This is a genomic window from Amycolatopsis alba DSM 44262 (assembly GCF_000384215.1).
Taxonomy (GTDB): Bacteria; Actinomycetota; Actinomycetes; order Mycobacteriales; family Pseudonocardiaceae; genus Amycolatopsis; species Amycolatopsis alba.
In genome coordinates this window covers 879,947-905,570 of sequence record NZ_KB913032.1, presented here as the reverse complement: position 1 = coordinate 905,570, position 25,624 = coordinate 879,947, and the positions used below count along the sequence as shown (strand labels likewise).

Genomic DNA, 25,624 nt, shown 5'->3' with positions numbered 1-25,624 from the left:
AGGGACTCTGAGTCCCTCAAGGAGGCCTTCACGGACTAGGACACACGTTCGGCGGCATCACAGAACCTCGACGGTCACTTTCCACGGCTGGACGACTTGCGGGCACTGGCTTCCGGGAGCGGGATGGCAGCGCCGGACGGCGGTGATGTCGCTCAGGCCGGGCCCGGTCACGCGAAAGACCGCTGTCGCGTCCCCGTTCGGGGACAGACTGCCCCCGATCCGCTCCAGCGTGCCGGGCGACCCGGCCTTCGGTTCGGACCACGTCCAGGTCACTCCCTGCCCCCGCGTACCCGTGAGACGCACGTGGACCTCTTCACCGGCGCGCACGGATACGGCGCGGCCGTTGTCCGCGTTGGTGAGCGTGACCCGCGCGGCCGAAGCGGAAGCGGACATCGCTGTCGTGGTCGCCGTCAAGGCCAACACCAGTGGAACGAGCACGTACCTCACGGCCTTCACGGCTACTCCCAAGGATCGTCGGTGAGCACAGTGACCCCACCGTCACACGTCTACGACGCCCGAGGAATGCCCTTGCCCGAGAACCACCTGAACCAGCGAACCACTGACCGGATGACGATCACTTTTCGAACTCACGTTCCGCGAGAGTGAAAGTCGCGGTCTCGAGGAAGGGTTTTCCCGACTGCAGCAGCCATCGCTCCAGTTGTCGTCCGGGGTCGGTGCGGAAAACGGTTTCGCCGTCCTTGACGACCTTCACGGTCCCGCGTTGTACCTGCGCGGTCGTCGGGCCGGTGCGCACGACGAAACCGCGATAGCCGAGGTTGTTGTCTATCCGGCCGCCGGAAGTCTGCGGCAGGGACTTGAGTTTGCGCTGGAATTCTGCGGCTTCGGCGGCCTGCAGGGTCCAGGCCGGGTTCGGCACCCCCGAGTAGATGTCGAGCTCGACGGCTACGTTGTCTGTCACGGCGGTGTTCCCTCCTGACGTCGTCGGCCCCGTGCTGCACGCGCAGAGGACGAGCGCCAGGAGGATCCACCGGAGACCGGACTGCACGGCGATGGCTGCTCCTAGGCGACTAAGGCGGTGCTGTTGTTCTGGTAGAAGTATCCGCAGAAGTCGGTGTAGTTCCCCCGACAACAGTTGTTGGGAGCGTATCCCTTGCCGTTGTACTGGTAAATACTGTGGCCGCAGTCATCGGTGTACTTGGCGGGGGTCCCGCCCGGCTTGTGGCCCCACCACCAGTACGGCGCGTCGGTGACGAGCCGGTAGAAGTGGTAGTCGCGGTTCGGCCAGATCACCAGCACGATGGTGAGGCCGTTGGTCTGGCAGCCGTCCTTCCAGCCGTCGGCGTAAAGACCGTTGGTCACGCCGCCGCAGGTGATCGAGGTCGCGGGCCGTCCACCTCGTCTGCCCGGCAGCGCGTAGCGCACCCCCGCCAGGTGGTTGCTGGCGAAGCAGTAACAGTTGTTCCTGCCGACGTTTTCAGGTTTGTTGAACAGGTCCGCGTTCGCGTTGAAGTAGTTGGAATTGCAGTCCCACCATGTCGCGCCCTCGCTGTGCACGTCGCCCGGTTCGTTGGGGGCGTGCGCACCCTCGCCTTCGAGGTCGAGGGCGGTGGCGCCGTCCGCGTGGCGGCTGACGAACGCGGCGGGATCCACCGCGTCGAAAGACGACTGGATCAAGGAAACCCCGTTCGATGCGACTTCGCGCAACTCGTCGTCGACCCCGGCGTCCGGATACGCTTCGGAGGTCCGCAAGAGCCACTCGGCGGCCGGTTCGGTCGCGGGTCTGCTGCCGATCCGGAATTCGCTGGGGAGCGTGGTTCCCCAGGCGGACGCGCGTTCGTTCCATGGTCCGTCATCCGTCTTGGCCAACCGGACGAGGAGCCCCCGGTAGCCGAGGCTGAACTGTTCGTCCTGAGTGAACGCGGGCGATACTTGGGCCGGATCGGCCGAGATTCTTTCGATGAGTTCCTGTTCTTCTCTCCCCGAGAGGGTCCAGGTCGGATTAGGCATACCTGAGAAGATGTCGAGTTCGACTTCGAGCACGGTCGCACCTCACCTTTGGCATGGGCTCTTCCACGAAAAGGGAGTGATGCCTCCCTCCCCTGATCCTGTGTACTCCGGTACGAAGTACTCGAATAGGGACTTAATGCTCCTGATGTGCTTTCGGGAGTGCGTAAAGATTTCCCGAAAATACGCCCTATTGGGCAAGCGGTCCGCGTGCCGACTTGCGGTCCGGTGCCGTCCTGTCTCCAATGGACACATGAACGGCGTTGAGCAGCGAGAGGACACGTACAGCCTGTGGACCTGACCCTCGTCGTCGTGCTCGGCGTCATCAGCATCGTGTTCGTGGCCGCGTTCTCCGAGCGGCTCAACCTGGCCGCGCCGCTGAGTCTCGTGCTGGTCGGCATCGGCCTGAGTTTTCTGCCGGGCGTCCCGCATCCGGAGGTCGAACCGGAGCTGATCCTCGCCGGGGTGCTGCCGCCGCTGCTGTATTCCGCGGCGGTGAACATGCCGATGGTCGACTTCCGGCGGAACATCCGCCCGATCACCGGGCTCGCGGTCCTGCTCGTGGTGGGGTCGACCCTGGGCGCCGGCTGGCTGTTCCACTGGCTGGTGCCGGATATCGGCTGGCCCGCCGCGTTCGCGCTCGGCGCGGTCATCAGTCCCACCGACGCCGTCGCGGCGACGTCCGTCGGACGGCGGCTCGGCCTGCCGCCCCGGCTGCTGACCGTCCTCGAAGGCGAAGGGCTCGTCAACGACGCTTCCGCGCTCGTGCTGCTGCGGTCCGCTGTCGCCGCCGTCGCCGGGTCCGTGTCCGTCTGGGGCATCGTGGGGGAGTTCGCCTTCGCGGTCGTGGTGGCGGTGGCGATCGGGATCCTGGTCGGCTACGTCAACGTCCGGGTGCGCGCGCTGCTGGGCAACGCGGTGCTCAACACCGCCATCTCCTTCGTGGTCCCGTTCATCGCCTTCCTGCCTGCCGAAGAGTCCGGCGCCTCGGGTGTCCTCGCCGTCGTCGTCGCGGGCCTGGTGACCGGTCACCTCGCACCGCGGCACCTGCGCGCGACGGATCGTCTCGCCGAGACCGTCAACTGGCGCACCGTGGCCTTCCTGTTGGAGAGCGGGATGTTCCTGCTCATGGGGCTGAGCGTCAAAACCCTCGTCGACGAGGTGCACAAGGACGGTTCGAGCGCTTGGCACGCGCTCTACATCGGCCTGGCGGCTTCGGTACTCGTCATTCTGGCGCGCATCGTCTTCGTCGGACCGCTCGTCGCCGGCCTGTACCGCGAACAACGGAAAGCCGCGCGATTCAAGCCACGCCTGGAATCGACGCAGGCGGTCCTGCGGGGCGACAAGGACATCCCCGCCGTCACCGAACGTCTGGACAAGGCGTCGCCGCGGCGGGTGGCGCATTTCCGGAAACGGCTCGATCGCGCCGCCGCCGACGTCGAGTTCCGGCTCACCGAGACCCTGGGCTGGCGCGGCGGGGTGGTGCTCGGCTGGGCGGGGATGCGCGGGGCGATCACCCTGGCGGCGGCGCAGACCCTCCCGCAGGACACCCCGGACCGCGCACTGCTGGTCCTGATCGCCTACGTGGTGGCGACCGTGACACTGCTGGTCCAGGGATTGACGCTCCCGGCGGTCATCCGCGCGGCACGCGTGCCCGAGGAAGACCCCGGCAAGCTGCGCCGGGAGTACGTCCGTCTCATGGGGGAGTTGAACGACGCGGCCAGATCGCTGTTGGACGATCCTGCCCTGGAGGACCCTGGAAACGGGCCGTTCAGCGACCGGGTACTGGACCGGGTGCGCTCCGACGTCCGTGTCCCGGCCGAAGCATCGGCGAACCGCCCGGCACCCGATCATGCCGAAAGCGTGTTCCAGTACCTGCGGCTGAGGCTGCGTGTCCTCACCGAGCAGTCCGGGCGCCTCCAGCGGGCCCGGTCGAGCGGCCAGTACAGCTCGGAGGCCTTGGGCCGCGCGCAGACTTCCTTGGACGTGGAGACGGCCCGCCTCGAGCAACTGGCGGACCGGTAAAGTACCCGTACTCCGGTTTGCCGCCTGCGAAGATCTTGAGGTCGAGATGAGCATGGACGAGGCCGCACGGTTGAGTGCGGCGGTGGACAAGGTCTCCGTGGGACGGGTGTACGACTACCTGCTCGGCGGGACGCACAACTACGCCGTCGATCAGGCTTTCGCCGAGAAACAGCTCGCCGTGCTGCCGGAGATCCGCGATTTCGCCAGGGCGAACCGGGCGTTCCTCGGCCGCGCGGTCCGGTTCATGGTCGGACAGGGGATCCGGCAGTTCGTGGACATCGGCTCCGGTCTGCCGACGCAGGGCAACGTGCACGAAGTGGCCGACGAGGTGGCCCCCGGTGAATGCCGGGTGGTCTACATCGACAACGAGCCGATCGCCCGCGCGCACGCGCAGATCCTGCTCGAACAGACCGCGGACCCGAACCGGCACGCCGCGCTGGACGCGGACTTCTTCGATCAAGGCCAATTGTGGGAACGCGTGCTGGACACCGGCCTGATCGACCGGACCCAGCCTGTCGGGCTGCTGCTGGTGGCCCTCCTGCATTTCATGTCCGACGAGCAGAACCCGCACGCCACGCTCGGTTTCCATCGCACGATGCTGCCGCCGGGCAGTTTCCTCGCGGTGTCGCACATTCACGTCGCGCCCGAGGACGTCGAGACCCAGAACGCGGGCAAGCGGGTGGCGGAGGAGTACGGCCGCCGGACCAACCACACCGCGATCATGCGGTCACGTGAGCAGATCGCCGGGTTCTTCGGTGATCTGGAGCTGGTCGAGCCCGGTCTGGTGTGGCTGCCCCAATGGCAGCCCGGCGCCGGGGACTTCACGGACGAGGCCGCCCGTTCGCGCGGGCTGGCCGGGGTGGCCCGCACCCGCTGACCGGACGGTCAGGCGGTCCGATCGTCGGTCTGGCGCTTTTCGAGTTCCCGCAAGGAAAGCGTCGACCGGCGCAGGGTGCTGCGAGCCTCTTGCAGTGTGTGCTCGTCGAGGTCGGCGGCCGAGGTGACCCGGTCCAGAGCCGGTCGAGCAGAGCGCGGCCCGCCGGGGTGACACCGACCTTGGGCGACCCGCCCGACCCGACGGGGTCGTCGACGACGCGCTGCACGCCTTGGCGCACCTGCCCGAGCCTGCGCGCTGTTTCCGGCACGGCGGCCGGTTCCACCGATGCCTAGACTCGTTCGTGATCGATCGTGCGTTCTGCGGACCACTCCGATGTCGCTTAGCGTTGGTTATAGCTTCCCTTCAGGTGGTGAGGAGCTGACGACGCCGACACGGAGGAAAGGTCTATGACGCGACCCGAAGCAGCCACGAAAGACCCGGACAAAGGGTACGTAGCTCTTTTGGGATGGAGCCTGAACGCTGTCGAGGCACTCGACCGGTTCGATCGGCGCTACGTCGTCGTCGCGCCGGACTGGGCCGAGAAGTACTGCGCGGAACACGCTATCCCTTATCTACCATGGAATTTCGAGCGGCTCAACGACCGCTCGCTGGAGATCGCCGAGACGCTGCAACGCGAAGGCGTCGACGTCGCGATCCCGCTGTTCGAGGAGACCGTGGAGTGGGCAGGGGCGATCAACGCCGTCCTGCTGGACAATCCGCGCCTGTTCGGTCAGGCCATGCTGCTGCGGGACAAATCGCTGATGAAGCGCCGGGCGCAACTCGGCGGGATCCGGGTCGGGATCTTCGAAGAGGCGCACGACCGGGACGACGTGATCCGTTTTCTCAAGCGCGTCAATCAAACGCTGCTCAAACTGGACGGTGATCCGAACGATCCGATCCACCTCAAGGCCTTCGACAAGGCGGGCTGCCTCGGGCACCGCGTCATCCGCACGCCGGACGACGTCGACGCGATCCCGGAGGAGGAGTTCCCGGTACTGATGGAGTCGCATCTCGACGGCTGGGAGTTCGCCGTCGAGGCGTGGATCCACCAGGGAAAGATCAAGTTCCTGAACATCTCCGAGTACGTCACGCTGGGCTACTCGGTGTTCGTGCCTGCCACCCCGGAGCTGGAGCGGTACCGGCCGCAGATCACCGCGCAGATCGAAAAGCTGATCAAGACCTTCGACATCGAGTTCGGTTTCGTGCACCCTGAGTACTTCGTCACCAACGACGGCGAGATGTATTTCGGTGAGGTGGCCTACCGGCCGCCGGGTTTCAAGGTGTTCGAGCTGCTCGAACGGGCCTACGGGTTCAACGCCTACCAGGGACTGGCGCTGGCCTTCGATCCGAAGACGACCGAGGAGGAGATCGACGCGTTCTTCCCGAAGGAGGTCGACGACGCCACCGGGGTCGCGGGCTGCTTCGGGGTGTACCCGCGCCGCCGGGTGGTCAGCGAGCTGCGGATTCCGTCGGAAACCGAGGATCACGACTACTACGAGTCACATGATCTTTCGGCGCCGCTGGAGGAGACCGTCACCAAACGGACCGCGTTCGGTACCCACTGGGGGCTGCTGTACTTCTTCGGTGATGATTCCTACCGGATGCGCGACCTGCTGAAGCAACAGGAAGAGTTCGACTTCTACGTCTGAGGGGCAGCCCCGCGCGCAGGAGACCGACCCGAGGGATGCTTTTGAAACCGACCGTCGATGTTCATGGCGCGTCCGCCACGCTGGACAAGCGCGTGGCCTCGCTCGACGACGCCATCAGGGTGATGGCCGAGACCCGCGACTTCGGCAAGCACACCAAGCTGCGCCGGATTCTCGAGGCGTTGCGGCGGGTGCTGGTGCAGCCGGGTGGTGCCGCGGCGGTCCAGGCCAGGGCGCGGGCGCTGGAGGAAGCGGGCCTGTTCCTGGGAACGGACTGGGCCACCCCGGAGATCCTGATCCCGGCGCTGGTCGGGCCGGGGCTGCACGCGGGTGACGCGGACACCGTGGTGATGGAGGCGTGCAGCGAGCTGCGCACTCTCGCCGTGGCCCGCGGTGACTACGCGCATCCGACGCTGTCCGCCGAGGATGCCCGCGAGTTCCTGTCCCAGGTGCTCGCGTTGAACCTGGAACTGCTGTTCACCCCGCCCACCGAGGCGGAGCGGAGCAGGCAAGGCCGGACCGCGCAGCTGATCAGGGATCTGTTCCGGCACGTCGCCGACGAGATCGGCTACGAGAGCGTGCTGGACAAGCTGGTCGAGGAGATCTGGCGGATCCTGCGCCAGCGTCCGATCCAGGTCGACCAGGTGCAGTCGCTGATCACCCGGATCGCGATCTATCGCGGGGATCCCGAGGGAGACCTCGGCAACGCCCCCGGTCAGGGCATCGACCGGCTGATCAGCGCCCTGTTCGGCACCACGGAGGCCTGCCGGGAGGACCCCGGCGTCGAGGTCTTCCGGGCCCGGCTGGAGGCGATGGACGACGGTGGCCTGCAGTACGAGGCCACCGGGTTCGCCAGGGCGATGCACGACACCGGACTGGTCTCGCCGTATCACGCCGAGTTGCTGCGGTTCCTGCGGCACAAGAGCGATTACCTGCTCGGGGAGGCGCTCGGCCTGTCCGAAACCGGCCGCAACAGCCTGCTGCGTCATCGCGACCTGATCCACCGGCTGATCGAGGTGGCGGTGCACACGCAGACCGCACAGTGCGTCTACGGGCTGGCGCTGCTACTCGACCGCGGCATCCTCCACGCGGCGCCGATGGTGCCCGCGCTGTGGCGTCAGCTGGGGCTGGAACTGTCCGAAAAGTCCCGTGAGCGGCTGACGGCGGTGTTCGGCGACGAGCCGGGGCCCGAGGCGAGGCTGATCGCGGGTGTCCTGTCGATGCTGGGCCTGCCGCTGGGCGTCGGGCAGGGGGACAACCCGACCTGCCAGTCGGCCCGCGCGCTGTCGATGTGGGCGTACAACGACCCGGACTACCTGCTGCAGATCGTGGTCTGGGCGGCACGGGACGACGAGATCGTCATGCATTTCGAAGGCCAGCCGATCTCGTCGAACGACAGCGCCGGCGGCGTCGCGAGCACCCCGCAGACGGATCTGGACCCGGTCTCGCTGCTCGTGGTGCCGCATCTGGACCGGATCTACGCCGAGATGGGGCGCCGCTGCATCGGCAGGCCCGGCGATCCGCATCGCTGGGTCAACCCCGAGTTCCACGGCTGGTGGGCCGCACGCGGTTTCCGGATCAACGTCGACGTCGAGACCGGGAACCTGATCGACCTCGACAACTTCCTGCGGCAGTTCCACGTCAGCTATCACCCGGCCTACAACGGCGGGCAGCCGCTGATCCACCCGCAGCCCGCCGGTGTCGCCGTCACCGACAGCGCGGCCCGCTACGTCGGCTGGCACGCGATCACCATCCTGCGGGTCACCGCCGACCCGCAGGAGGTCACCAGGGTGTACTTCTACAACCCGAACAACGACAGCGGACAGGACTGGGGAGACGGCGTCGTGGTGTCGACCGCGGGCAACGGCGAGCGGTTCGGCGAGGCGTCGCTTCCGTTCGACCAGTTCGCTTCGCGGCTCTACATCTTCCACACCGACCCGCTCGAACACGGCGAGCCGGAAAAGGTACCGGCCGAGGACGTCACGCGGATCATCGACTACATCGAACGCAGCTGGGGAGCGAACCGGCTGCCGGGTGGCACGCTCCAGGCTTCGAAAACCCCGCGCACCTGACCCCGGCTCGGATCTCTCGTGACCGGCGCTGTCCGGTGTTGTGCGGGGTTGTGAAAGCCACTTTCGCAACCTTCAACGTTGTGAAAGTGGCTTTCACAACGTCAGCGGGAAGCGGGAAGCGGTGGTGGGCGGCCGGTCCGGCTGGGTTGTGAGTGGTAAGGACGGCCAGCGCTGACCCGTGTTTTCCCACCCGCGCCTGATCTGCGCGAGGGTGGCGGTTCCGCGGGTGTAGGGCTTGACGGTGAAGGAATCAGGACGTTGAACGTCCTGATTCCTTCACCGTCGAGCGGGTCGCCCGGTCTTGAATCTTGATCAACGTAGGATCCGGGACATTCACCGTCCCGAATCCCTCATCACCGAGACCGAGCGTGGAGGATTTGGGACGTTCAACGTCCCAAATCCTCCACACTCGACCGCCAGTCGCGCCAGTGGGTAGGCAAATACGGGTCCTTACCACTCACGTGACCCGCCGGACCGGGATGTCAGCCGGTGACGTCCAGATGCGCGGGCACCGGGGTGGGCTTGGGGGCCTTGCCGCCGGGCTGGGGCTTGTTGCCCGGCTTGGTCGGTTCCGGAGTGTCGCCCTGGGACTTGGCGCAGGTGGCCGACGCGATGTCCAGGGTCTGCGTCCGGCCGAGCAGGCTGGCCGAAATCGCGGTCACGGTGAGCGTTCCGTCGGCGTTCTTGGTCTGCTTGTTCACCGTCAGTTCGAGCAGCGAGGCCACCGGGACGGTGGTGTTCGGCGCGACCTGGTCGAGTTTGATCGTCTTGCCGCCGACCTTCAGGTTCGCGATCGACACCGAACCCTTGCCGTCGCGGCAATCCGCCTCGATCACCTCGGCGCTCAGGCCGGGCAGAGCGGCTCCGGTGGGCAGCAGGCCGAGGTTCAGGGCGAGTCCGGCGACACTGGACTCGGCGTGACCCGGCTTCACCGCGGCGTTCAGCGCCTTCGCGCCGACCAACGACGGGCCGGGGGTCGGCAGCGCCACCGAGGCGAGGGATTCCTTGCCCGCCCCGGAAACCGAAGGCGTGCGAGGGATCTTGACCAAACCGGACGCGGCGATGGCGTACGCGGATTCGGCGGGGGCGGCCGTGGCGGGAGCGGCGGTGAGGACAAGACCGGCGGCCGCCGTGCAGGCGAGCACGCCCATGGTGCGTGGGGACAAGGAATTACCTCCGTGATTGGGTTTCAGGCGATGTGCACGACGGTGCCGAGCGGCAACTCGACGAGGCGGTTCAGCGCCTCGCGGGTGACCCGGATGCAGCCGTCGCTGGTGGCCTTGCCGACGAAACTGTTGTCAGGCCAGGTATGCAGGCCGACCGTGCCGGGTCCGCCGCCGAAGGTCTCGTGCGAATCGGAATGACTGCTCAGTGGCAGCACGATCGGGCTGTAGGTGTTCACGCTCTCCTTGATCGAGGCGAGAATGAACGCGCGGCCGGTGGGCGTGGGGTGCTCGGGCTTGCCGGTACCGATCTTCCATGAGCCGGTCGGCTTGCCCGCTTCGAGGATTTCCAGGCGGAATCCGGCGAGGTCCACGCGGACCTCGAAGTCGTTGTGCGCCGATTCCACGGCTTCCGGGGTGGCGTGCAGCCAGCCGCTCGCGCCGTTGGGACGGGTGGGGAGCAGCACCTGCGCCCACTCGCCTTGCCGGGCGATCACCGGGACCCACGTCGGGGAGCCGATCTGCGTCTCCGGGAGCCGGGCGATCGGCTCGGCGCCAGGGACGCGGTAGATCGCCGCGTCCGCCTTCGGGTGCAGTACTTCGCCGCTCGCGGGAGCGGACGGGTCGGCTGGCGCGTTGTTCAGTTCACCGAAGGTGTTCGCCTCGGGCAACGCGGCCAGTGCCTCCGGCGACGGCGATCGCGGGGCGACGGCCGCGGCGGCCCCGCCACCTTCGGCCTGGGGAGTGCCGCAGCCTGCCAGTGGCAGCGCCACCAGGGCCAAGGCGAGAAGCGCGGCAGCCGCCTGAGGGCGTGCGCCACCGCAAGAGGTCTGCAGTCGGGTCATTCAAGGCCTGTCCATGCGCAGGGTCATTCGCAACGGGATGCGAATCCGGGATGGCTATCTCTAACAGCAAGGCAGTGCGCCGATCAATGTGCGCGACGGTTCTTCAGAGCTAATCTGCCTGCGGTTTTACCGCGTTTCCGCAGTTCAGGCGCATGCTCCGGGTTTCACTCGATCGAGGCGAAAATGCGATTTCGGTAACGCGGAGAAAAACATACTCTGCGTATTTCCGCCTGCGGCCATTCGGTGGAGAAAGGACAGTGTGGCCCTCGTGATGATCACGCGGAGTGCCCGGCGGAGATGCCCGCGGCCAGGGCCAAGGCCGCGGCCTCGCCACGGGAGCCGACGTCCAGTTTCCGCAGCACCCCGGTGACGTGGAACTTCACCGTGCTTTCGGTGATGCCGAGCGTCGCGGCGATGGCTTTGTTGCGCTGTCCCCGCGCCACGAGCCGCAGCACTTCGAGTTCGCGGCGGTTGAGCTCGGAGAGCACGGCCTCGCCGGACCGGTCCGACTCCGGCTCGAAAGGGAGGACGACGGTGACGCGGCTGCCCCAGCCGGGAACGGCGTCGACCTCGACGGTGGCTCCGAGGGTCTTCGCCCGCCCGTCGAGTTGCAGGCGCAGGCCCGCGACGTCGAGGTCACCGGATTCCTGGTCGCGAACGTCGAGGTGCAGCGCCGTTTCGTCGCTCGTCCACGCGACCCGGAGCCGGGTCAGTTCCGGCTGGGTGGTGAACGCGAGCACGGCGGTGCACGTCATCGCGCGGGCGGCGTGGGCGACCTCGCCGGACAGCGGCCGCCCGTCCTTCGGCGGCGCGACGAACTCGACTTCGGCGCCGTGGTGCCGCATCACCTGCCGGACCTCCCGGCGGAGCCTGCCGAACGCGGTGTGCGCCTGTTCCTCGGACAGCGCGAGGTCGGTCCGGTGCGCCGACCGCAGCGCCACCAGCGCGGCGGAGGCGGAGTCCGTCGCGACGTGACGGGCGCGCTGATCGTCCAGCCGGGTGGAGCGCAGCGCGGTCAGGATCGTGACCAGCGCGGTCTCGTGCGCGGCGGCCATCTCCACGATCGTGCGCGCTCGCTCGCTGGAGGCCGCGCGTGACTCGGCGAGGTAGTCAGGGCTGGCCTGGGTGACCTGCTGGCGGATCGACGTCGCGACGATGCCGAAGATCTCCGCCAGCCGCGAGGGCCGAGGAAAGCGTTTGCGGCTGGCACGCGGAACGAGCACGAGCAGCGTCCCGCCCGGATCACGCACGGCCCAGAGCGTCCTGGTGGTACCGCCGAGGGTGGCCGTCGTGGTCAGATGCCCGCCGGGTTCGACGCGCGCCTTGATCGCCTCCAGTTCGCGGATGGCGACCTTGTCGGCGATCTCCTTCACGCCGGTGACCTTGCGCGGCCTGCCCGTGCATTCCAGGGTGAAGATGACGAGTGCCTGATGCGGCCAGTCTTCGGCGAGCAGCCGTGAGAACCGGACGGCGATCTCGGCCAGCGGGCCTTCGACGACGTCGCGCAGTGCGGTCAGGTCGGCGGATTCGGGCATCGCCGTCAGCGTAGCTCTCCACCCGACCCGGTCGAAAGGCCAGGTTTTCCTCGACCGACGGTCAGGTCGCGGCCGGTTCCGTCCCGGTCTAGCCTCGCGTGAGGCATGCGTTGCCGCGCATGCCTTCGTCGTCGAGCGGAGGAAACAGGGAATGCCACAACAGGTGCGCGGGGTGATCGCCCGGTCGAAGGGGGCGCCGGCCGAACTGGTGGACATCGTGATTCCCGACCCCGGCCCCGGCGAGGTCGTGGTGTCGATCGCGGCCTGCGGGGTCTGTCACACCGATCTGACCTATCGCGACGGTGGCATCAACGACGAATTCCCCTTCCTGCTCGGCCATGAAGCGTCGGGCACGGTGGAAAGCGTCGGCGACGGCGTCGATTCCGTGCGGCCAGGGGACTTCGTCGTCCTCAACTGGCGCGCGGTGTGCGGGCAGTGCCGGGCTTGCAAACGAGGGCGCCCGCAGTACTGCTTCGACACTTTCAACGCGGCACAGAAGATGACGCTGACGGACGGCACGGAGCTCACGCCCGCGCTCGGCATCGGCGCGTTCGCGGACAAGACGCTCGTCCACGCCGGACAGTGCACGAAGGTCGACGCCGCCGTGGACCCCGCGGTCGCCGGCCTGCTCGGCTGCGGCGTCATGGCCGGTCTCGGTGCCGCGGTCAACACCGGCGGGGTCGGCCGGGGTGACTCGGTGGCGGTCATCGGCTGCGGGGGAGTGGGCGACGCCGCGATCGCAGGCGCCCGCCTCGCCGGGGCGGCGACGATCATCGCCGTCGACCGAGACGAGCGGAAACTCGAGTGGGCGCGGGGGCTCGGCGCGACGCACGCGATCAACGCGGCGGAGACCGACCCCGTCGCCGCGATCCAGGAGCTGACCGGCGGCTTCGGCGCCGACGTCGTCATCGACGCGGTCGGCCGTCCCGAGACCTGGAAGCAGGCCTTCTACGCGCGTGACCTGGCGGGCACCGTGGTGCTGGTCGGCGTGCCGACGCCGGACATGCGGCTGGAGATGCCGCTGCTGGACTTCTTTTCCCGTGGCGGCGCGCTGAAGTCGTCCTGGTACGGCGATTGCCTGCCGGAGCGGGACTTCCCGATGCTGATCGACCTGCATCTGCAGGGCAGGCTGCCGCTCGACCGGTTCGTGTCCGAGCGGATCGCGCTCGGCGACGTCGAACAGGCGTTCCACACCATGCACGCGGGCGAAGTGCTGCGTTCGGTGGTGATCCTGTGAGCGGCGGCCCGCGGATCGACCGGGTCGTCACCAGCGGTGTCTTCGAACTCGACGGCGGCTCATGGGCCGTCGACAACAACATCTGGCTCGTCGGGGACGACGACGAGGTCGTGATCGTGGACGCCGCACACGACGAGCACGCGATCACCGAGGCCGTCGGCGGCCGCCGCGTGGTCGCCGTCGTGTGCACGCACGGGCACAACGACCACGTCACCGTCGCCCCGCAGCTCGGTGCGCGTCTCGACGCGCCGGTCCTGCTGCACCCCGGCGACCGGGAGCTGTGGGAGATGACCCATCCAGGGCGCCGGTTCCGGAATGTGGAGGACGGTGAGCGGATCGCCGTCGCGGGCACGGATCTCGAAGTGCTCCACACCCCAGGGCACTCGCCCGGTTCGGTCTGCCTGCATCTGCCCGAGGCGAAGACCCTGTTCTCCGGTGACACGCTGTTCGCGGGCGGGCCGGGGGCGACGGGGCGTTCGTTCTCCAGCTTCCCGACGATCATCTCGTCGATCGAGGGGCGGCTGTTCGCGTTGCCGGAGGACACCCGTGTCCACACCGGCCACGGTGACGGGACCACCATCGGCACGGAGGCGCCGCACCTGGCCGAATGGATCGCACGGGGCCACTGAGCCTGCTCAGGGAAGGGCGCCCGCGTACGGCCGGAGTCCGGGCAGCAGTGCCCGTCGTTCGAAGAGAAGGTCCTGGGCCGCGTGCAAGCGGACGCCGAACAGGTGCATGATCGCGGGCAGCGGGCCGATGATGTTCGGCGCCGCGATGATGGCGTCGTCGATCATCAGCCAGCGCTTCGCTTCGTCCCCCTCGCGGCCGGCGAGCACGACGGCCCGGAGACGTTCGGCCTCCGCCAGGAGCCGATGTTCAGGGTGGGTCTCGGATTTCCCGTGACCGTCCCGCCGCGGGAGTTCGAGCTCGTGCCGGAGCCATTCCCTCAGCGCGGCGAGTTCCGGCGGGGAAGACGGCAGGTCCAGGATCTGCTCCTGGAGCGCGGCCGGTGTCCGGGCGTCGAGTGGCCGGTGAGCCTCGGCGCCCGGCGCGGGTTTGTCGAGAGCGCTCAACGGTGCGATGAAGCCGAAGCGGAAGTCCCGGATGAGTACGTCCCGGACCGCCCTGGGGATGGTGTCGGACGTCCAGAGGGTGTCGCCGAACTTGCTGATCACGATGTCGACGGCGGGGTCGGCGAGCGACAGCCGCCCTTGGAGCTGCCCGTCCGGTGCCCGCGCCTCGGCCACCGGCCCGAAGTCTTCGCCCAGCCGCCGGGCCAGCGCGTCGAATCGTTCGCGCGCGACGTGCTCGTCGAAGTCCGGTGGCCGGATGAACCGGTCCGGGTCTTCGACTTCGCGCAGCACCGCGCACAGATCCTCGAGAGCCTTCCCCATGGCGCGGATGGTTTCACAGGACGGGAAGGGCCCGCGACGAGATTTCCTCGTGGGTGGGTTGAGGGTGCGTTGCGAAAGTGGCTTTCGCGACATCCGAAGCCGACCCGTAGCCGAGCGACCCGACACCTTCGCCTTACCCCTCGATAACCCGAAACGCCACTCGTGAGGCTTTCACCCGGCGAGACCGGTGAGGATCGCGTCGACGCCGAACAGGAAGGCCTCCGCCGATTCCCGCTCGTGCGCGGGCTCAACGTCGACGATGCCCGCGCGGACGAGTTCGGCCCGGTTCTGTTCTTCCGCGACGAAGCCGAGTACATAGTGGACGATCGTGCGGGCGGCCCATTCGGCTTGGCGGGGGCCGAACCGGTCGGTGAACAACCGGTTCAGCGCACCTGTCGGGGTCAGGACGTCCGGCCGGTACGCCTGCACGAAGGACACGACCTCGGCGCCGTCGCGGACGCGAAGCAGCGCCGCGCGCAGGTCTTGCGCGGCGCTGCGGGGATCTGCGGGCGAGGCCGGGAAGTCGGCGAGAACGCGGGCGGCGACCACGGCGAGCAGTTCCTGCTTGTTGGCGACGTGGTAGTACAGCGCGCCGGGCTGCACGCCGAGGTCCTGGGCCAGCCGCCGCATGGACAGGCTGCTCAGCCCTCGCTCACGAAGCAGCTCGTACGCGCCGTCGACGATCTGCGCTCGCGTCACCTTCACCGGGCCATTGTGCCCGCTCGCACCGGGTGGCCTTGCGCGGGCCCGTGCGTCCGATCTAGGATTTGAAAGGTGTTCAAAACAGTGGATGACCTGGCGTCGCGCCAGTTGGCAGGCGGTGTCCTCGATCGCGAAGACGCCCGCGCGGTCCTGAATACGCCGGACGACGAGGTGTTCGGCCTGGTCGTCGCGGCCGGGCGGCTTCGGCGCGCGTACTTCGGTGATCGGGTCAAGGTCAACTACCTGGTGAACCTCAAGTCGGGACTGTGCCCGGAGGACTGCACGTACTGCTCGCAGCGGCTCGGCTCGTCGGCGCAGATCCTCAAGTACTCCTGGCTTTCGGCCGAGGAGACGGTCAAGCAGGCGACGGCCGGGATCGAGGGCGGCGCGTCCCGTGTCTGCCTGGTCGCGAGCGGGCGCGGGCCGAGCGACCGCGACGTGGACCGGGTCGCCGGCGTCGTCGAAGCGGTCAAAACCGCCCACTCCGGCGTGGAAGTCTGTGCCTGCTTGGGAATTCTCAAGGACGGCCAGGCCGAGCGACTTCGCGACGCCGGTGTCGACGCCTACAACCACAACCTCAACACGAGCGAGTCCCGGTACTCGGAGATCTGCACGACGCACGATTACGAAGACCGCGTGGCCACCGTCGAAAAGGCCAAGGAGGCGGGGCTTTCCCCGTGTTCCGGGCTGATCGTGGGCATGGGGGAGAGCGACGACGAGCTGATCGACGCGATCTTCGCCCTGCGGGACCTGGACAGTGACTCGATTCCCGTCAACTTCCTGATGCCCTTCGATGGCACGCCGCTGGCGGGCACCTGGGAACTGACGCCGTTGCGCTCGCTGCGGATCCTCGCGCTGGCACGGCTGGCCTGTCCGGAAAAGGAGATCCGGATGGCGGGCGGGCGCGAGATGCATCTGCGCTCGCTGCAGCCGCTCGCGCTACAGGTGGCCAATTCCCTGTTCCTCGGGGACTACCTCACCAGCGAGGGGCAGGCCGCGAAGGCCGACCTCGACATGATCGCCGACGCCGGATTCAAGATCCTCGGCGCCGACGAGAGTCCACATCGGACGGACGTCGCGGTCCGGGCCCGTGGTGCCGGTACGGCTGTCGCGCCCAACGCATGAGCAGCCTGACCGAGTGGCTCGTCAGCGTCGACGAGGACCGTCGGCGGGCAGGCCTGGTGCGCCGGACCGATGCCCGGCGCGGCACGGGATCCCGGCGTGGTCTGCTGGATCTGGCTTCGAACGACTATCTCGGGCTCGGCGACGACCCTCGTGTCCGCGCGGCCGCGGCAACGGCCATCGAGACGTACGGCGCCGGTGCGGGCGCGTCGAGGGTCGTGACCGGGACGACGGCGGGTCACGAGGAACTGGAGCGGGAACTGGCCGTCCTCACCGGGCAGCCGTCCTGCTTGGCGTTTTCCAGTGGCTACGCGGCCAATATCGGTCTGCTCACCGCTCTGGGTTCCCCGGACACGCTGATCGTTTCCGACGAGCACGTGCACGCGTCACTGATCGACGGCGCCCGGCTGTCCCGTTCACCCGTGCGGATCTGCCCGCACAACGATCTCGCCGTGCTGGAGGAGCTGCTCCGGGATCGCGAGCAGACCCGTGCGGTGGTCGTCGTCGAGTCGATCTATTCCGTGCTCGGGGACGCGACCGATCTGGCACGCGTCGCGGCGCTGTGTGTCACCTACGACGCTCTGCTGGTCGTGGACGAGGCGCACGGGATCGGCGTGGCGGGCCGGGGGAGGGGCGCGGTCCACGCCGCCGGTCTGTCCGGCGCGCCGCACGTCGTCGTGACCGCGACGCTGTCCAAGGCGCTCGGTACCCAGGGCGGCGCCGTGCTCGGGACACCGCTGGTGCGTGAGCATCTGGTCAACACCGCCCGGACGTTCATCTTCGACACCGGGCTCGCCCCCGCCGCGGCCGTGGGAGCCGCGGAGGCCTGCCGGATCATCGCGGCGGAACCGGGACTGGCCGACGAACTGCACCGGATCGCGGCGGTGATCGCCGTCGCCGCGGGGGTGCCGCACGCGCCGGGCGCGGTCCAGTCGATTCCCGCGGATTCAGCGGAGCACGCGGTGACCGCCGCGGACCGGCTGTTCGACGACGGCGTCGTGGTCGGCTGCTTCCGGCCGCCGAGCGTCCCGGACGGTGTCTCCCGGCTGCGGCTCGTCGCCCGTGCCGGCGTCGACCCCGAGCGGGCCGCGCGGGCGGCACGGCTCGCGGCGCGCCTGTCCCGCGCGGAGGCCCGGCTCGGGTGATCCGCTACCGCAACTGGTCGCGGCGGCGGGTCAGATAGGCCGTCTCCGCGGTGTTGCCCGCCAGCTCGATGGCTTCGTCGTAGGCCGCTCGCGACTCGGCGCTGCGGCCGAGCCGTCGCAACAGGTCGGCGCGGGTGGCGTGGAACGGGTGATAGCCGGACAACTTGCCTTCGAGGCGGTCGACGGCCGCCAGCGCCACCTCCGGGCCGTCGAGTTCGGCGACCGCGATGGCCCGGTTGAGGGCGATGACCGGCGAAAGATCGAGGCGGACGAGCTGGTCGTACAGGGCGAGGATCTGCGACCAGTCGGTGTCGCGGATGTCGCGGGCCGAGGTGTGCACGGCGTTGATCGCGGCGAGGATCTGGTAGCGGCCCGGAGCCACCCCGGCGGCGGCAGCGGCGAGGCGTTCGCGCACCAGCCGGTGGCCTTCGGCGATCAGCTCCGCGTCCCAGGCGCCACGGTCCTGCTCGTCGAGGGCGACGAGCTCGCCGGTCGCCGAGACGCGGGCGGAGCGGCGGGCCTCGGTGAGGAGCATCAGCGCCAGCAGCCCGGCCACCTCACCGTCGTCCGGCAGGAGGGCCCGGATGAGCCGGGTGAGCCGGATCGCCTCGGCGGTCAGGTCGTGACGCAGGGGATCGGTGTCGGGCCCGGTGGCCAGGTAGCCCTCGTTGAACACGAGGAAAAGGGCGGCGAGCACCCCGGAGACGCGGGCCGGGAGATCCTCGGCGGACGGCACGCGATACGGGATGCGAGCCGCCTTGATCTTGGCCTTCGCGCGGGTGATCCGCTGCCCCATGGCACTTTCGGCCACCAGGAAGGCGCGGGCGATCTCGGGCACGGTCAGGCCGCCGACCATGCGCAACGTCAACGCCACGCGGGTTTCCAGCGCCAGCGCCGGGTGACAGCAGGTGAAGATCAGCCGGAGCCGGTCGTCGTCGATCACGCCGGGCGGCTCGGGCGGGTCGTCGTCGTACACCATCCGAGCCTCCTTCTGCTTGTCGTCGCGTTTGTTCTCGCGCCGGATCCGGTCGATGGCCTTGCGGTTGGCGGTGGTGGTCAGCCAGGCGCCGGGGCCGGGCGGCACGCCGTCGGACGGCCACTTCTCGACGGCGGTCGCGAAAGCCTCGGCTGCCGCTTCCTCGGCGATGTCGAGATCGCCGAAACGCCTGGTCAAGGTGGCGACCACCCGTGCCCACTCGTCGCGGTGGGCCAGGGTGATCGCCTCTTCGACGTCGCTCACCGGAATGGCCGGACCTCGATCTTGCGATCGCAGATCTTCGACGCCTCGGTGGCGAGCTTGAGCGCCACATCCAGGTCGGGGGCCTCCCACACCCAGACACCGGCGAGGTACTCCTTCGACTCCACGAACGGCCCGTCGCTGATCACCGCCTGCTCGCCGCGGTTGTCGATGACCGTCGCCGAGTCGGTGTCCGCGAGCCCGCCCGCGAAAACCCAGTGGCCCTCGGCGATCAGCCGTTCGTTGAACGCGCTGATGGCGGGCTGCCGGTCCGTACTGCCGGGATCGCTCTTGTCGTCGATCACGGAAACCAGGTATTTCATCCGAGGATCATCTCCCGTGCTGTCAAGGACTTCAGGCGGTCGCGTAGTGCGGGCGCCCGGCAGGCCGCAGGACCTGGATCGTCACGCCTTTCGAATCGGTCCGCGACTCGACCAGGTCGAGGGCGAGATCCGGACCGGTCTCCGGGAACAACCTCGCGCCCTGGCCGAGGATCACCGGGACCACGATCAGCGTCATTTCGTCGACCAGGCCGTTCTCCAGCAGCCACCGGATCAGGACGCTGCTGCCATGGACCTGCAGTTCGCCTCCCGGCTTGGCCTTCAGATCCGCGACGGCGGCCGCGAGGTCCCCGGACAGCACGGTGGTGCCTGGCCACGCCGGATCGGTGAGCGTGGTCGAAGCGACGTACTTGGGAGCCTCGTTCAAGGCCGCGCCGACCGGATGTGCGAGCTGAGGCCCCCAGGCCTCGGCGAACAGGTCGTAGGTGCGCCGTCCGAACAGGAACGCGTCGGCGCGCTGGTAGGTCCGGGTGATGAACGCCCTGGTCTCGTCGTCACCCGCGCCCCGTGCCCAGCCGCCGCGTTCGAATCCGTTCCGGCGGTCCTCCTCCGACGCTCCGCCGTTTCCCTGCGTGACCCCGTCGAGGCTGATCTGGGTCATGGTCGTCAGCTTCATGGTGGCGATTCCCTTCACCGCGGCGCCGCCCCTCGTGGGCGGCTCCACCCTCGCTACGAACGCCGTCACCCGGATCCGACATCGCCTCCCGGATTTCTTGCGAAAAGTTTCCGGAAGCCCGCTTAGAGCGACGCTCGCACGGCGGCGCCGACGCAGGTCACATCGAGGTCCACGACGGCCTCGTCCTTCTCCCAGCGGCCGCGTTCCGAGATCGCGAGGCCGATCAGGGCCAGATCCCCGGCTCGATCCCGCAGGGCGTACTGCTCGTGGGTCTCCTCGCCGATGTCGCCCAGCTCGTCGCGATCCCACGCCGCCACCGCTGCCTCGGCCAGTGCCTTCGGCAGCCGCACCGTGAGCCGGGTGACCTGGGTGTCGACACACGCCCCGATCGCCGCCAACACCTTCGAGTCTTCCCGGTACCTGCCGTACTGCCCTTGCTCGTTCACAGGGCGAGGGTAATCACGGCCTCTCGCGTTGTCACCGGCATTGATGGCGCGGCTGTGACGAGGGCGACAAGGATACCCCATGGGGGTACTTGCGCCCGCGTGACAGCAGGCTTACCTTCATCTCCGTCAGATACCCCATGGGGGTATCAATATCCGGAAAGGACGGACGACATGGCGGAGACAAGCCCGGACCCACGACGCTGGTGGGCGCTGGGACTCATCGCATTGGCCCAGTTCATGGTCATCATGGACACCTCGATCATCGGCGTCGCGCTGCCCGCGATGCAGCAGGACCTCGGGTTCTCCCCTGGAGACCTGTCGTGGGTGTTCAACGCCTACGTCATCGCGCTCGCCGGGCTGCTGCTGCTCGGCGGACGGCTCTCGGACCTGTTCGGCGCGCGGAAGATGTTCAGTGCGGGCTGGGTGGTCACCCTCGGCGGTTCCGTGGTCGCCGCGGTCGCGAGCACCGCGTGGGTGGAACTGCTCGGCCGGGTCCTGCAGGGCGCGGGCGCGGCGCTGATCGCCCCGTCCGCGTTGACCTTGCTGATGATGCTGTTCGGCGCGCGCCCTCGTGAGCTGACCAAGGCGCTCGCGCTCTACGGGGCGGCCGCTCCCGCCGGTGGCACCGCCGGGGTGTTCCTCGGCGGCGTGATCACCGAATGGCTGGCCTGGCCGTGGATCTTCTGGCTCTACGTCCCGATCTCGCTCGTCGCGATCCTCGCCACCGGCAGGCTGATGCCGTCCGCGCCCGCGCGGCGTGGTTCGGTCGACCTCGCCGGCGCCGTCGCGGCGACCGCGGGTCTCGGGCTGACCGTGTTCGGCGTCGTCCGCGCGCCGGAAGCGGGCTGGGGCTCGGCGGGCACGGTGGGCGCGCTGGCCGGTGGCGTCGCGCTGCTCGCGGTGTTCGTGCTGATCCAGCGGAAGCGCGAGATCCCGTTGGTGCGGCTGGGGATCTTCCGCACGCCGAACCTCGGTGGGGCGAACCTCGCCCAGTTCCTGCTCGGCGCGGCGTGGATCCCGATGTGGTACTTCCTCAACCTGTACCTCCAGCAGGTCCTCGGGTACGGGGCCTTCGCCAGTGGGGCGGCGCTGCTGCCGATGACCGTGCTGATCGTCGTGCTGATGGTCGCCGTCGCGCCGCGGCTGATCGGCCGGTTCGGGCCGAAGAAGATGATCATCGGCGGCCTGTTGGCGCTCGCGGCGGGGCTGGTGTGGCTGTCGTTCGTCAGCCCGACCGGCAACTTCGCCGTCGACGTCCTGCCCGCTTCGCTGGTCGCCGCGCTCGGCCAGGCGCTCGCGTTCATCCCGTCGCTCGGCACCGCGATCTCGAGCGCGAAACCGGAGGAAGGCGGGCTGGCGTCGGGGATCGTGAACACCTCGTACCAGATCGGTTCGGCGCTCGGTCTCGCCGCGATGACCGCGGTCGGGGTCTCCTTCGGCGCCGGCCGGATCGGTGACCCGGTCGCGTTGACCGGCGGGTACTCGGCCGCGTTCCTCGGAGCTGCGGGGATCGCGATCGCCGGTGGCTTCCTGGCCATGGCCACCCTGCGTGTCCCCAAGGCCGAGCCCGCCTTGTCGCGATGACCGGCTGTAGGACCGCGTGGCGGGCGAGAGCTGCCCTCCACGCGGTTTTTCACTTCTGTGGCAACGGCTTTCCGGCTGTCTCGCGCATCGTGAAGGCCGCGACGAGCCCGGCCGCGGCGGCGACCATGAGGTACGGGCCTGGGACGAGGGTGCTGCCGGTCGTGGAGATCAGGACGGTCATCAGGTACGGCACGGTGCCCGCGAACAGGGCGGCGGTGAGGTTGTACGCGATCGACAGCCCGCCCTGGCGGGTCCTGGTCGGGAAGATCTCCGCGGACCACACGGCGTAGGTGCCGAGGATCGCGGCGAGCACGACGCCGAGCGTGAGCCCGCCGATCCACGTTCCGGTGAGCCCTGTGCGCATCACGAGATACGCCGGGGTCGCGAGGACGAAGAGCGCGATGCCCGCGCCGAGCAGGACCGGCCGTCGCCCGACCCGGTCGGAGAGCCGCCCGAAGGTGGGGACGAGGACCAGCGCGAGGAGTGAGATCACGGTGGAGAGCAAGGCCGCGCTGCCGGAGGAATGGCCGAGATAGTCGGTCTGATAGGTGACCAGGTAGGTGAGCACGGCGTAGAACGGCACATGCATCATGGTCATCAGGCCCGCCGCCTGCAGCAGCTGCTTCCTGTTGGTGCGGAACAGTTCCCGCACCGGGCTGCGGGGAACGTCACCGGACTCCTCCAGCGCGCGATACTCCGGGGTGTCCTCGATCTTGGAGCGGATGACGAAACCGATGATCCCGAGCGGCGCCGCGAGCAGGAACGGGATCCGCCAGCCCCAGGACGCCAGTTCGTCCGCCGAAAGAGTGATCGACAGCATCAGGAACACGAACGAACCGGCGAGGAATCCCAGCAGGGAACCGACTTCGAGCCAGCTGACGCCGAAACCGCGGCGACGGCGCGGCGCGTATTCGGCGAGGAAGCTCGCCGCGCTCCCGAACTCGCCGCCCGCGGCGAAGCCTTGCAGCAGCCGCAGGAAGACCAGCAGCAGGGGAGCGGCGATCCCGATCGTCGAGTATCCGGGCAGCAGGCCGATCACCAGGGTGGCGCCGGACATCACGAAGATGACGATGGACAGCGTGCGTTTGCGGCCGATCCGATCGCCGAGCGGGCCGAACACCAGCGCCCCGATCGGCCGGATCCCGAAGGAGACCGCGAAAACGCCGAAGACGGCGAGCAGACCGGCGGTGGCGTCGCCCGCGGGGAAGAACACCGACGCGATGGTGCTCGCGAGATAGGCGTAGGCGGCCCAGTCGAACCAGTGCACGAACACCCCGACGGCTCCGGCGGCGATGCTGCGGCGGAGCATCGCCGGGTCGTCGGCGGTGGTGACGATCTCGCCGGGGCGAGAGTCCTGTGTGGTCATGATGCCTCCTTGAACCATGTCACGCGTCAGACGGCCCGGTCCACCCCGGTCCAGGCCAGGGCGATCGCTCCGTCCAGCAGGGCGCGTTCGGCCTCGCCGCCGACGCAGTGCGCGGCGAACTCGCGCTGGTGGTTGAGCGCGGGCAGCGAGCCGATGCCGATGTAGGGGTGGATGGCGGGGACGACCTGCGAGACGTTGCCCATGTCGGTCGACGCCCGGTTCATCCGGGACGCCGTCCCGTCCGGCGCGAATTCGCGGCCGAGTACGAGCGCGTTGGCGCGGTAGGCGGCCAGCGCGGTCTCGTCGGCGCGGAATTCCGCGTACGGCCTGCTTTCCGGCTCGATGGTCAGTTCGCAGCCGGTGGCCAGCGCGCCCGCTTCGAAGGCACGCATCACGCGCGGTTCCAGCGCGGCGAGTTCCGACAGCGTCTCGGCGCGCACATACCAGCGGCCGGTCGCGTGCTCGGGGATCGCGTTCGGCGCGTCGCCTGCGTGGGTCACGACTCCGTGCACGCGGGCCGACGACGGCAGCTGCTGCCGGAGCAGCCCGATCGCGACCTGGGCGACGGTGAACGCGTCGGCCGCGTTGATCCCCGCCTCCGGATACGCGGCGGCATGCGCCGACCGGCCGCGGTAGGAGACCTTCGAGTGGCTGACGGCGAACGGGCGCGCCTCGGCGACGTCCACGGGCGCGGGGTGGACCATCATCGCCAAATCGACATCTCTGAACGCGCCGCGGTCGAGCAGCTCGATCTTCCCGCCGCCGCCCTCCTCGGCCGGGGTTCCGTAGACCTCGACGGTCAGTCCGGCGTCATCGGCGACCGCGGCCAGGCCGAGGGCGGCGCCGACCGAGCTCGCCGCGATGAGGTTGTGACCGCAGGCGTGCCCGAGGCCGGGCAGCGCGTCGTACTCGGCGCACAGCGCGATCCGGGTGGGGCCGTCGCCGAAGCTCGCGTAGAACGCGGTGTCGAGGCCCAGATAGCCGGGGGTGACGGCGAAACCGGCGCTGTCGAGCAGTTCCGGCACCATCGCGGCGGCCCGGTGCTCCTCCCAGGCGGTCTCGGGGTCGGCGTGCAACCGGTCCGAAAGCCGGATCAGCGCCTCGGCGTGGCGATCGACCTCGGCGCGGGCCGCGTTCTTCGGCGTCGTCATCATTCGTCTCCCGGCACGCCGTAGGACGGCGCCGTGCTGGGGGCGAGCGCGCGGGTGACGTAGTCGTCGCGCTGGGGGAGCCAGACATCGAGCAGTTCGGCCAGCCTGTCGACCGGGTCGTCGGCCCAGTCCACGCGGAGATCGGTGACCGGCCAGTCCACATCGGACACCACGACCAGCCCGGCGGACCGGACCGGTCCCTCTTCGCCGCCCGCGGCGAGGCCTGCCCGCAGCGCGGAGACGAGTCGCTGCTCCAGCTCCCCTGCCGAGGAGAGAAAGGCGTCCACAATGGACTGCGGAACATGTTCGCCCGACAGCATGTTCCCCGCCGCCACGACGCCGTCGGCGGTCGCGGTCGCGTGCGTGCCGAGCGTCCCGGTTCCGCTGTAGGCGAAGCCGGGTCCGTCCAGGCCGAGCACGGTCAGCTGCCGGTACTCGATATCGGACGTCGCGGAGACCACTTCGGACAGCGCCCGTTCGGGATCACCGTGCTCGGCCAGCCGGTCGAGCAGGCGCCGGCCGAGCCGCGGGTCCGTCACGTTCTGCGAAGCGGCCGCCCCGACGCCGGGAACCAGATGCGCGACACGGGCGACCACGGCGGGACTGGACGAGCTGGCCGCGATACCGAAGCGCACAGTGTCGCCGAGGATCTCGCGGCCCACGATCGAAAAGGTCATTTCCCCTCCTCCGGGATCACCGCGACGGCGTCGATCTCGCACAGCCATTCCGGCCGCGCGAGCGCGGACACCACCACGCCGGTCGAGATCGGGTGCACGCCCTTGGTCCAGCGGCCGACGGCGCGATAGACGTCTTCGCGGTAGCGCGGGTCGATCAGGTAGATCGTGAGCTTGACCAGGTGCTCCATCCGGCTGCCCGCTTCTTCGAGCAGCAGCGCGATGTTGGCCATCGCCCGCTCCGCCTGCGCGGCCGCGTCGCCGATCCCGACGGACTCGCTGGTGTCGAGGTCCTGGCCGATCTGGCCGCGGACGTAGACCGTGCCGTTGGCGACGACGGCCTGGCAGAGGTCGTTGTCGAGGTTCTGCTCGGGATAGGTGTCGCGCGTGTTGAACGGGCGGATGCGCCGGTGGACGGTCACTGCTCAGCCTTCCCTGGAGAGGGTGCAGCCCGCCGGACACGGGCCCCGTCGCCACAGCG

At 69.0% G+C, this 25,624-nt stretch carries 25 protein-coding genes; 9 read left to right on the top strand and 16 right to left on the bottom strand.

The window, feature by feature from the left end; genetic code table 11:
• Window positions 1-57: 57 nt before the first annotated feature.
• The 3 genes from AMYAL_RS0104010 to AMYAL_RS0104000 form a co-directional block, all read right to left on the bottom strand.
• A complete protein-coding gene (locus AMYAL_RS0104010; RefSeq protein ID WP_020630022.1) occupies window positions 58-456 on the bottom strand; it encodes a hypothetical protein in 399 nt (132 codons plus the stop codon).
• Window positions 457-574: 118 nt separating this feature from the next.
• Window positions 575-919 carry a hypothetical protein gene (locus tag AMYAL_RS0104005; protein ID WP_143267668.1) on the bottom strand — a complete coding sequence of 115 codons (345 nt, stop codon included), beginning with the start codon at window positions 917-919 and terminating at the stop codon, window positions 575-577.
• A gap of 101 nt (window positions 920-1,020) precedes the next feature.
• Complete coding sequence (locus AMYAL_RS0104000) at window positions 1,021-1,968, bottom strand: hypothetical protein (RefSeq protein WP_245192783.1); 948 nt, start codon at window positions 1,966-1,968, stop codon at window positions 1,021-1,023.
• Between the two features lie 288 nt (window positions 1,969-2,256).
• On the opposite strand from AMYAL_RS0104000, the gene AMYAL_RS0103995 reads away from it, so the two are divergent.
• The 4 genes from AMYAL_RS0103995 to AMYAL_RS0103980 all read left to right on the top strand — a co-directional run bounded on the left by AMYAL_RS0103995 (window position 2,257) and on the right by AMYAL_RS0103980 (window position 8,585).
• On the top strand, window positions 2,257-3,990 hold the full coding sequence (locus tag AMYAL_RS0103995) for a cation:proton antiporter (RefSeq protein ID WP_020630019.1): 1,734 nt from the start codon (window positions 2,257-2,259) through the stop codon (window positions 3,988-3,990).
• Between the two features lie 52 nt (window positions 3,991-4,042).
• On the top strand, window positions 4,043-4,867 hold the full coding sequence (locus AMYAL_RS0103990; protein ID WP_020630018.1) for an SAM-dependent methyltransferase: 825 nt from the start codon (window positions 4,043-4,045) through the stop codon (window positions 4,865-4,867).
• A 407-nt stretch (window positions 4,868-5,274) separates the two neighbouring features.
• Window positions 5,275-6,516 carry an ATP-grasp domain-containing protein gene (locus tag AMYAL_RS0103985; RefSeq protein ID WP_026466722.1) on the top strand — a complete coding sequence of 414 codons (1,242 nt, stop codon included), beginning with the start codon at window positions 5,275-5,277 and terminating at the stop codon, window positions 6,514-6,516.
• A 35-nt stretch (window positions 6,517-6,551) separates the two neighbouring features.
• A complete protein-coding gene (locus tag AMYAL_RS0103980; protein WP_020630016.1) occupies window positions 6,552-8,585 on the top strand; it encodes a hypothetical protein in 2,034 nt (677 codons plus the stop codon).
• 482 nt (window positions 8,586-9,067) lie between these two features.
• On the opposite strand, the gene AMYAL_RS0103975 is transcribed toward AMYAL_RS0103980, so the two are convergent.
• The 3 genes from AMYAL_RS0103975 to AMYAL_RS0103965 form a co-directional block, all read right to left on the bottom strand.
• Window positions 9,068-9,751, bottom strand: coding sequence for a choice-of-anchor P family protein (locus tag AMYAL_RS0103975; protein WP_245192781.1), 684 nt, complete (start codon window positions 9,749-9,751; stop codon window positions 9,068-9,070).
• A gap of 23 nt (window positions 9,752-9,774) precedes the next feature.
• Window positions 9,775-10,593, bottom strand: coding sequence for a L,D-transpeptidase (locus AMYAL_RS0103970; protein WP_051137502.1), 819 nt, complete (start codon window positions 10,591-10,593; stop codon window positions 9,775-9,777).
• Window positions 10,594-10,868: 275 nt separating this feature from the next.
• The gene (locus AMYAL_RS0103965) at window positions 10,869-12,128 is read right to left on the bottom strand and encodes a helix-turn-helix transcriptional regulator (RefSeq protein ID WP_020630013.1); all 1,260 of its coding nucleotides are present in this window, start codon (window positions 12,126-12,128) and stop codon (window positions 10,869-10,871) included.
• 151 nt (window positions 12,129-12,279) lie between these two features.
• On the opposite strand from AMYAL_RS0103965, the gene AMYAL_RS0103960 reads away from it, so the two are divergent.
• Both AMYAL_RS0103960 and AMYAL_RS0103955 read left to right on the top strand, forming a co-directional pair.
• Window positions 12,280-13,365 (top strand): S-(hydroxymethyl)mycothiol dehydrogenase, encoded by a 1,086-nt coding sequence (locus tag AMYAL_RS0103960; RefSeq protein ID WP_020630012.1) that lies wholly within the window; start codon window positions 12,280-12,282, stop codon window positions 13,363-13,365.
• Window positions 13,362-13,994, top strand: a complete 633-nt coding sequence (locus AMYAL_RS0103955) for an MBL fold metallo-hydrolase (protein WP_020630011.1) — start codon at window positions 13,362-13,364, stop codon at window positions 13,992-13,994. The genes AMYAL_RS0103960 and AMYAL_RS0103955 overlap by 4 nt, the downstream gene beginning before the upstream one ends.
• A gap of 6 nt (window positions 13,995-14,000) precedes the next feature.
• Here AMYAL_RS0103955 and AMYAL_RS0103950 read toward each other — a convergent pair whose 3' ends face one another.
• Complete coding sequence (locus AMYAL_RS0103950) at window positions 14,001-14,759, bottom strand: hypothetical protein (protein ID WP_020630010.1); 759 nt, start codon at window positions 14,757-14,759, stop codon at window positions 14,001-14,003.
• 171 nt (window positions 14,760-14,930) lie between these two features.
• Entirely contained in the window at window positions 14,931-15,464 is a 534-nt protein-coding gene (locus tag AMYAL_RS0103945) for a TetR family transcriptional regulator (protein ID WP_020630009.1), read from the bottom strand.
• Between the two features lie 69 nt (window positions 15,465-15,533).
• Between AMYAL_RS0103945 and bioB the strand changes: the two genes are divergently transcribed.
• Together bioB and AMYAL_RS0103935 are read left to right on the top strand one after the other, a co-directional pair.
• Window positions 15,534-16,586, top strand: coding sequence for a biotin synthase BioB (gene bioB / locus AMYAL_RS0103940; RefSeq protein ID WP_026466721.1), 1,053 nt, complete (start codon window positions 15,534-15,536; stop codon window positions 16,584-16,586).
• A complete protein-coding gene (locus AMYAL_RS0103935) occupies window positions 16,583-17,728 on the top strand; it encodes an 8-amino-7-oxononanoate synthase (RefSeq protein ID WP_020630007.1) in 1,146 nt (381 codons plus the stop codon). Before bioB ends, AMYAL_RS0103935 begins: the two co-directional genes overlap by 4 nt.
• A 4-nt stretch (window positions 17,729-17,732) precedes the next feature.
• Here the strand turns inward: AMYAL_RS0103935 and AMYAL_RS0103930 are convergent, their stop codons facing one another.
• The 4 genes from AMYAL_RS0103930 to AMYAL_RS0103915 form a co-directional block, all read right to left on the bottom strand.
• Window positions 17,733-18,968 carry an RNA polymerase sigma factor gene (locus tag AMYAL_RS0103930; RefSeq protein WP_020630006.1) on the bottom strand — a complete coding sequence of 412 codons (1,236 nt, stop codon included), beginning with the start codon at window positions 18,966-18,968 and terminating at the stop codon, window positions 17,733-17,735.
• Window positions 18,965-19,288 carry a YciI family protein gene (locus AMYAL_RS0103925; protein WP_020630005.1) on the bottom strand — a complete coding sequence of 108 codons (324 nt, stop codon included), beginning with the start codon at window positions 19,286-19,288 and terminating at the stop codon, window positions 18,965-18,967. Before AMYAL_RS0103925 ends, AMYAL_RS0103930 begins: the two co-directional genes overlap by 4 nt.
• Window positions 19,289-19,319: 31 nt before the next feature.
• The gene (locus AMYAL_RS0103920) at window positions 19,320-19,922 is read right to left on the bottom strand and encodes a dihydrofolate reductase family protein (protein ID WP_026466720.1); all 603 of its coding nucleotides are present in this window, start codon (window positions 19,920-19,922) and stop codon (window positions 19,320-19,322) included.
• Window positions 19,923-20,044: 122 nt separating this feature from the next.
• The gene (locus AMYAL_RS0103915) at window positions 20,045-20,368 is read right to left on the bottom strand and encodes a hypothetical protein (protein WP_020630003.1); all 324 of its coding nucleotides are present in this window, start codon (window positions 20,366-20,368) and stop codon (window positions 20,045-20,047) included.
• Between the two features lie 171 nt (window positions 20,369-20,539).
• Here AMYAL_RS0103915 and AMYAL_RS0103910 point away from each other — a divergent pair, with 171 nt between their 5' ends.
• Window positions 20,540-21,952 carry an MFS transporter gene (locus tag AMYAL_RS0103910; protein ID WP_026466719.1) on the top strand — a complete coding sequence of 471 codons (1,413 nt, stop codon included), beginning with the start codon at window positions 20,540-20,542 and terminating at the stop codon, window positions 21,950-21,952.
• 49 nt (window positions 21,953-22,001) lie between these two features.
• On the opposite strand, the gene AMYAL_RS0103905 is transcribed toward AMYAL_RS0103910, so the two are convergent.
• The 4 genes from AMYAL_RS0103905 to AMYAL_RS0103890 are packed head-to-tail and all read right to left on the bottom strand — an operon-like array spanning window position 22,002 to window position 25,565.
• Window positions 22,002-23,318 (bottom strand): MFS transporter, encoded by a 1,317-nt coding sequence (locus AMYAL_RS0103905; protein WP_020630001.1) that lies wholly within the window; start codon window positions 23,316-23,318, stop codon window positions 22,002-22,004.
• Between the two features lie 26 nt (window positions 23,319-23,344).
• On the bottom strand, window positions 23,345-24,469 hold the full coding sequence (locus AMYAL_RS0103900; RefSeq protein WP_020630000.1) for a M20 family metallopeptidase: 1,125 nt from the start codon (window positions 24,467-24,469) through the stop codon (window positions 23,345-23,347).
• Window positions 24,469-25,146 (bottom strand): DUF1028 domain-containing protein, encoded by a 678-nt coding sequence (locus AMYAL_RS0103895; RefSeq protein WP_020629999.1) that lies wholly within the window; start codon window positions 25,144-25,146, stop codon window positions 24,469-24,471. Before AMYAL_RS0103895 ends, AMYAL_RS0103900 begins: the two co-directional genes overlap by 1 nt.
• Window positions 25,143-25,565, bottom strand: a complete 423-nt coding sequence (locus AMYAL_RS0103890) for a RidA family protein (protein ID WP_020629998.1) — start codon at window positions 25,563-25,565, stop codon at window positions 25,143-25,145. The genes AMYAL_RS0103895 and AMYAL_RS0103890 overlap by 4 nt, the downstream gene beginning before the upstream one ends.
• Between the last annotated feature and the right edge of the window lie 59 nt (window positions 25,566-25,624).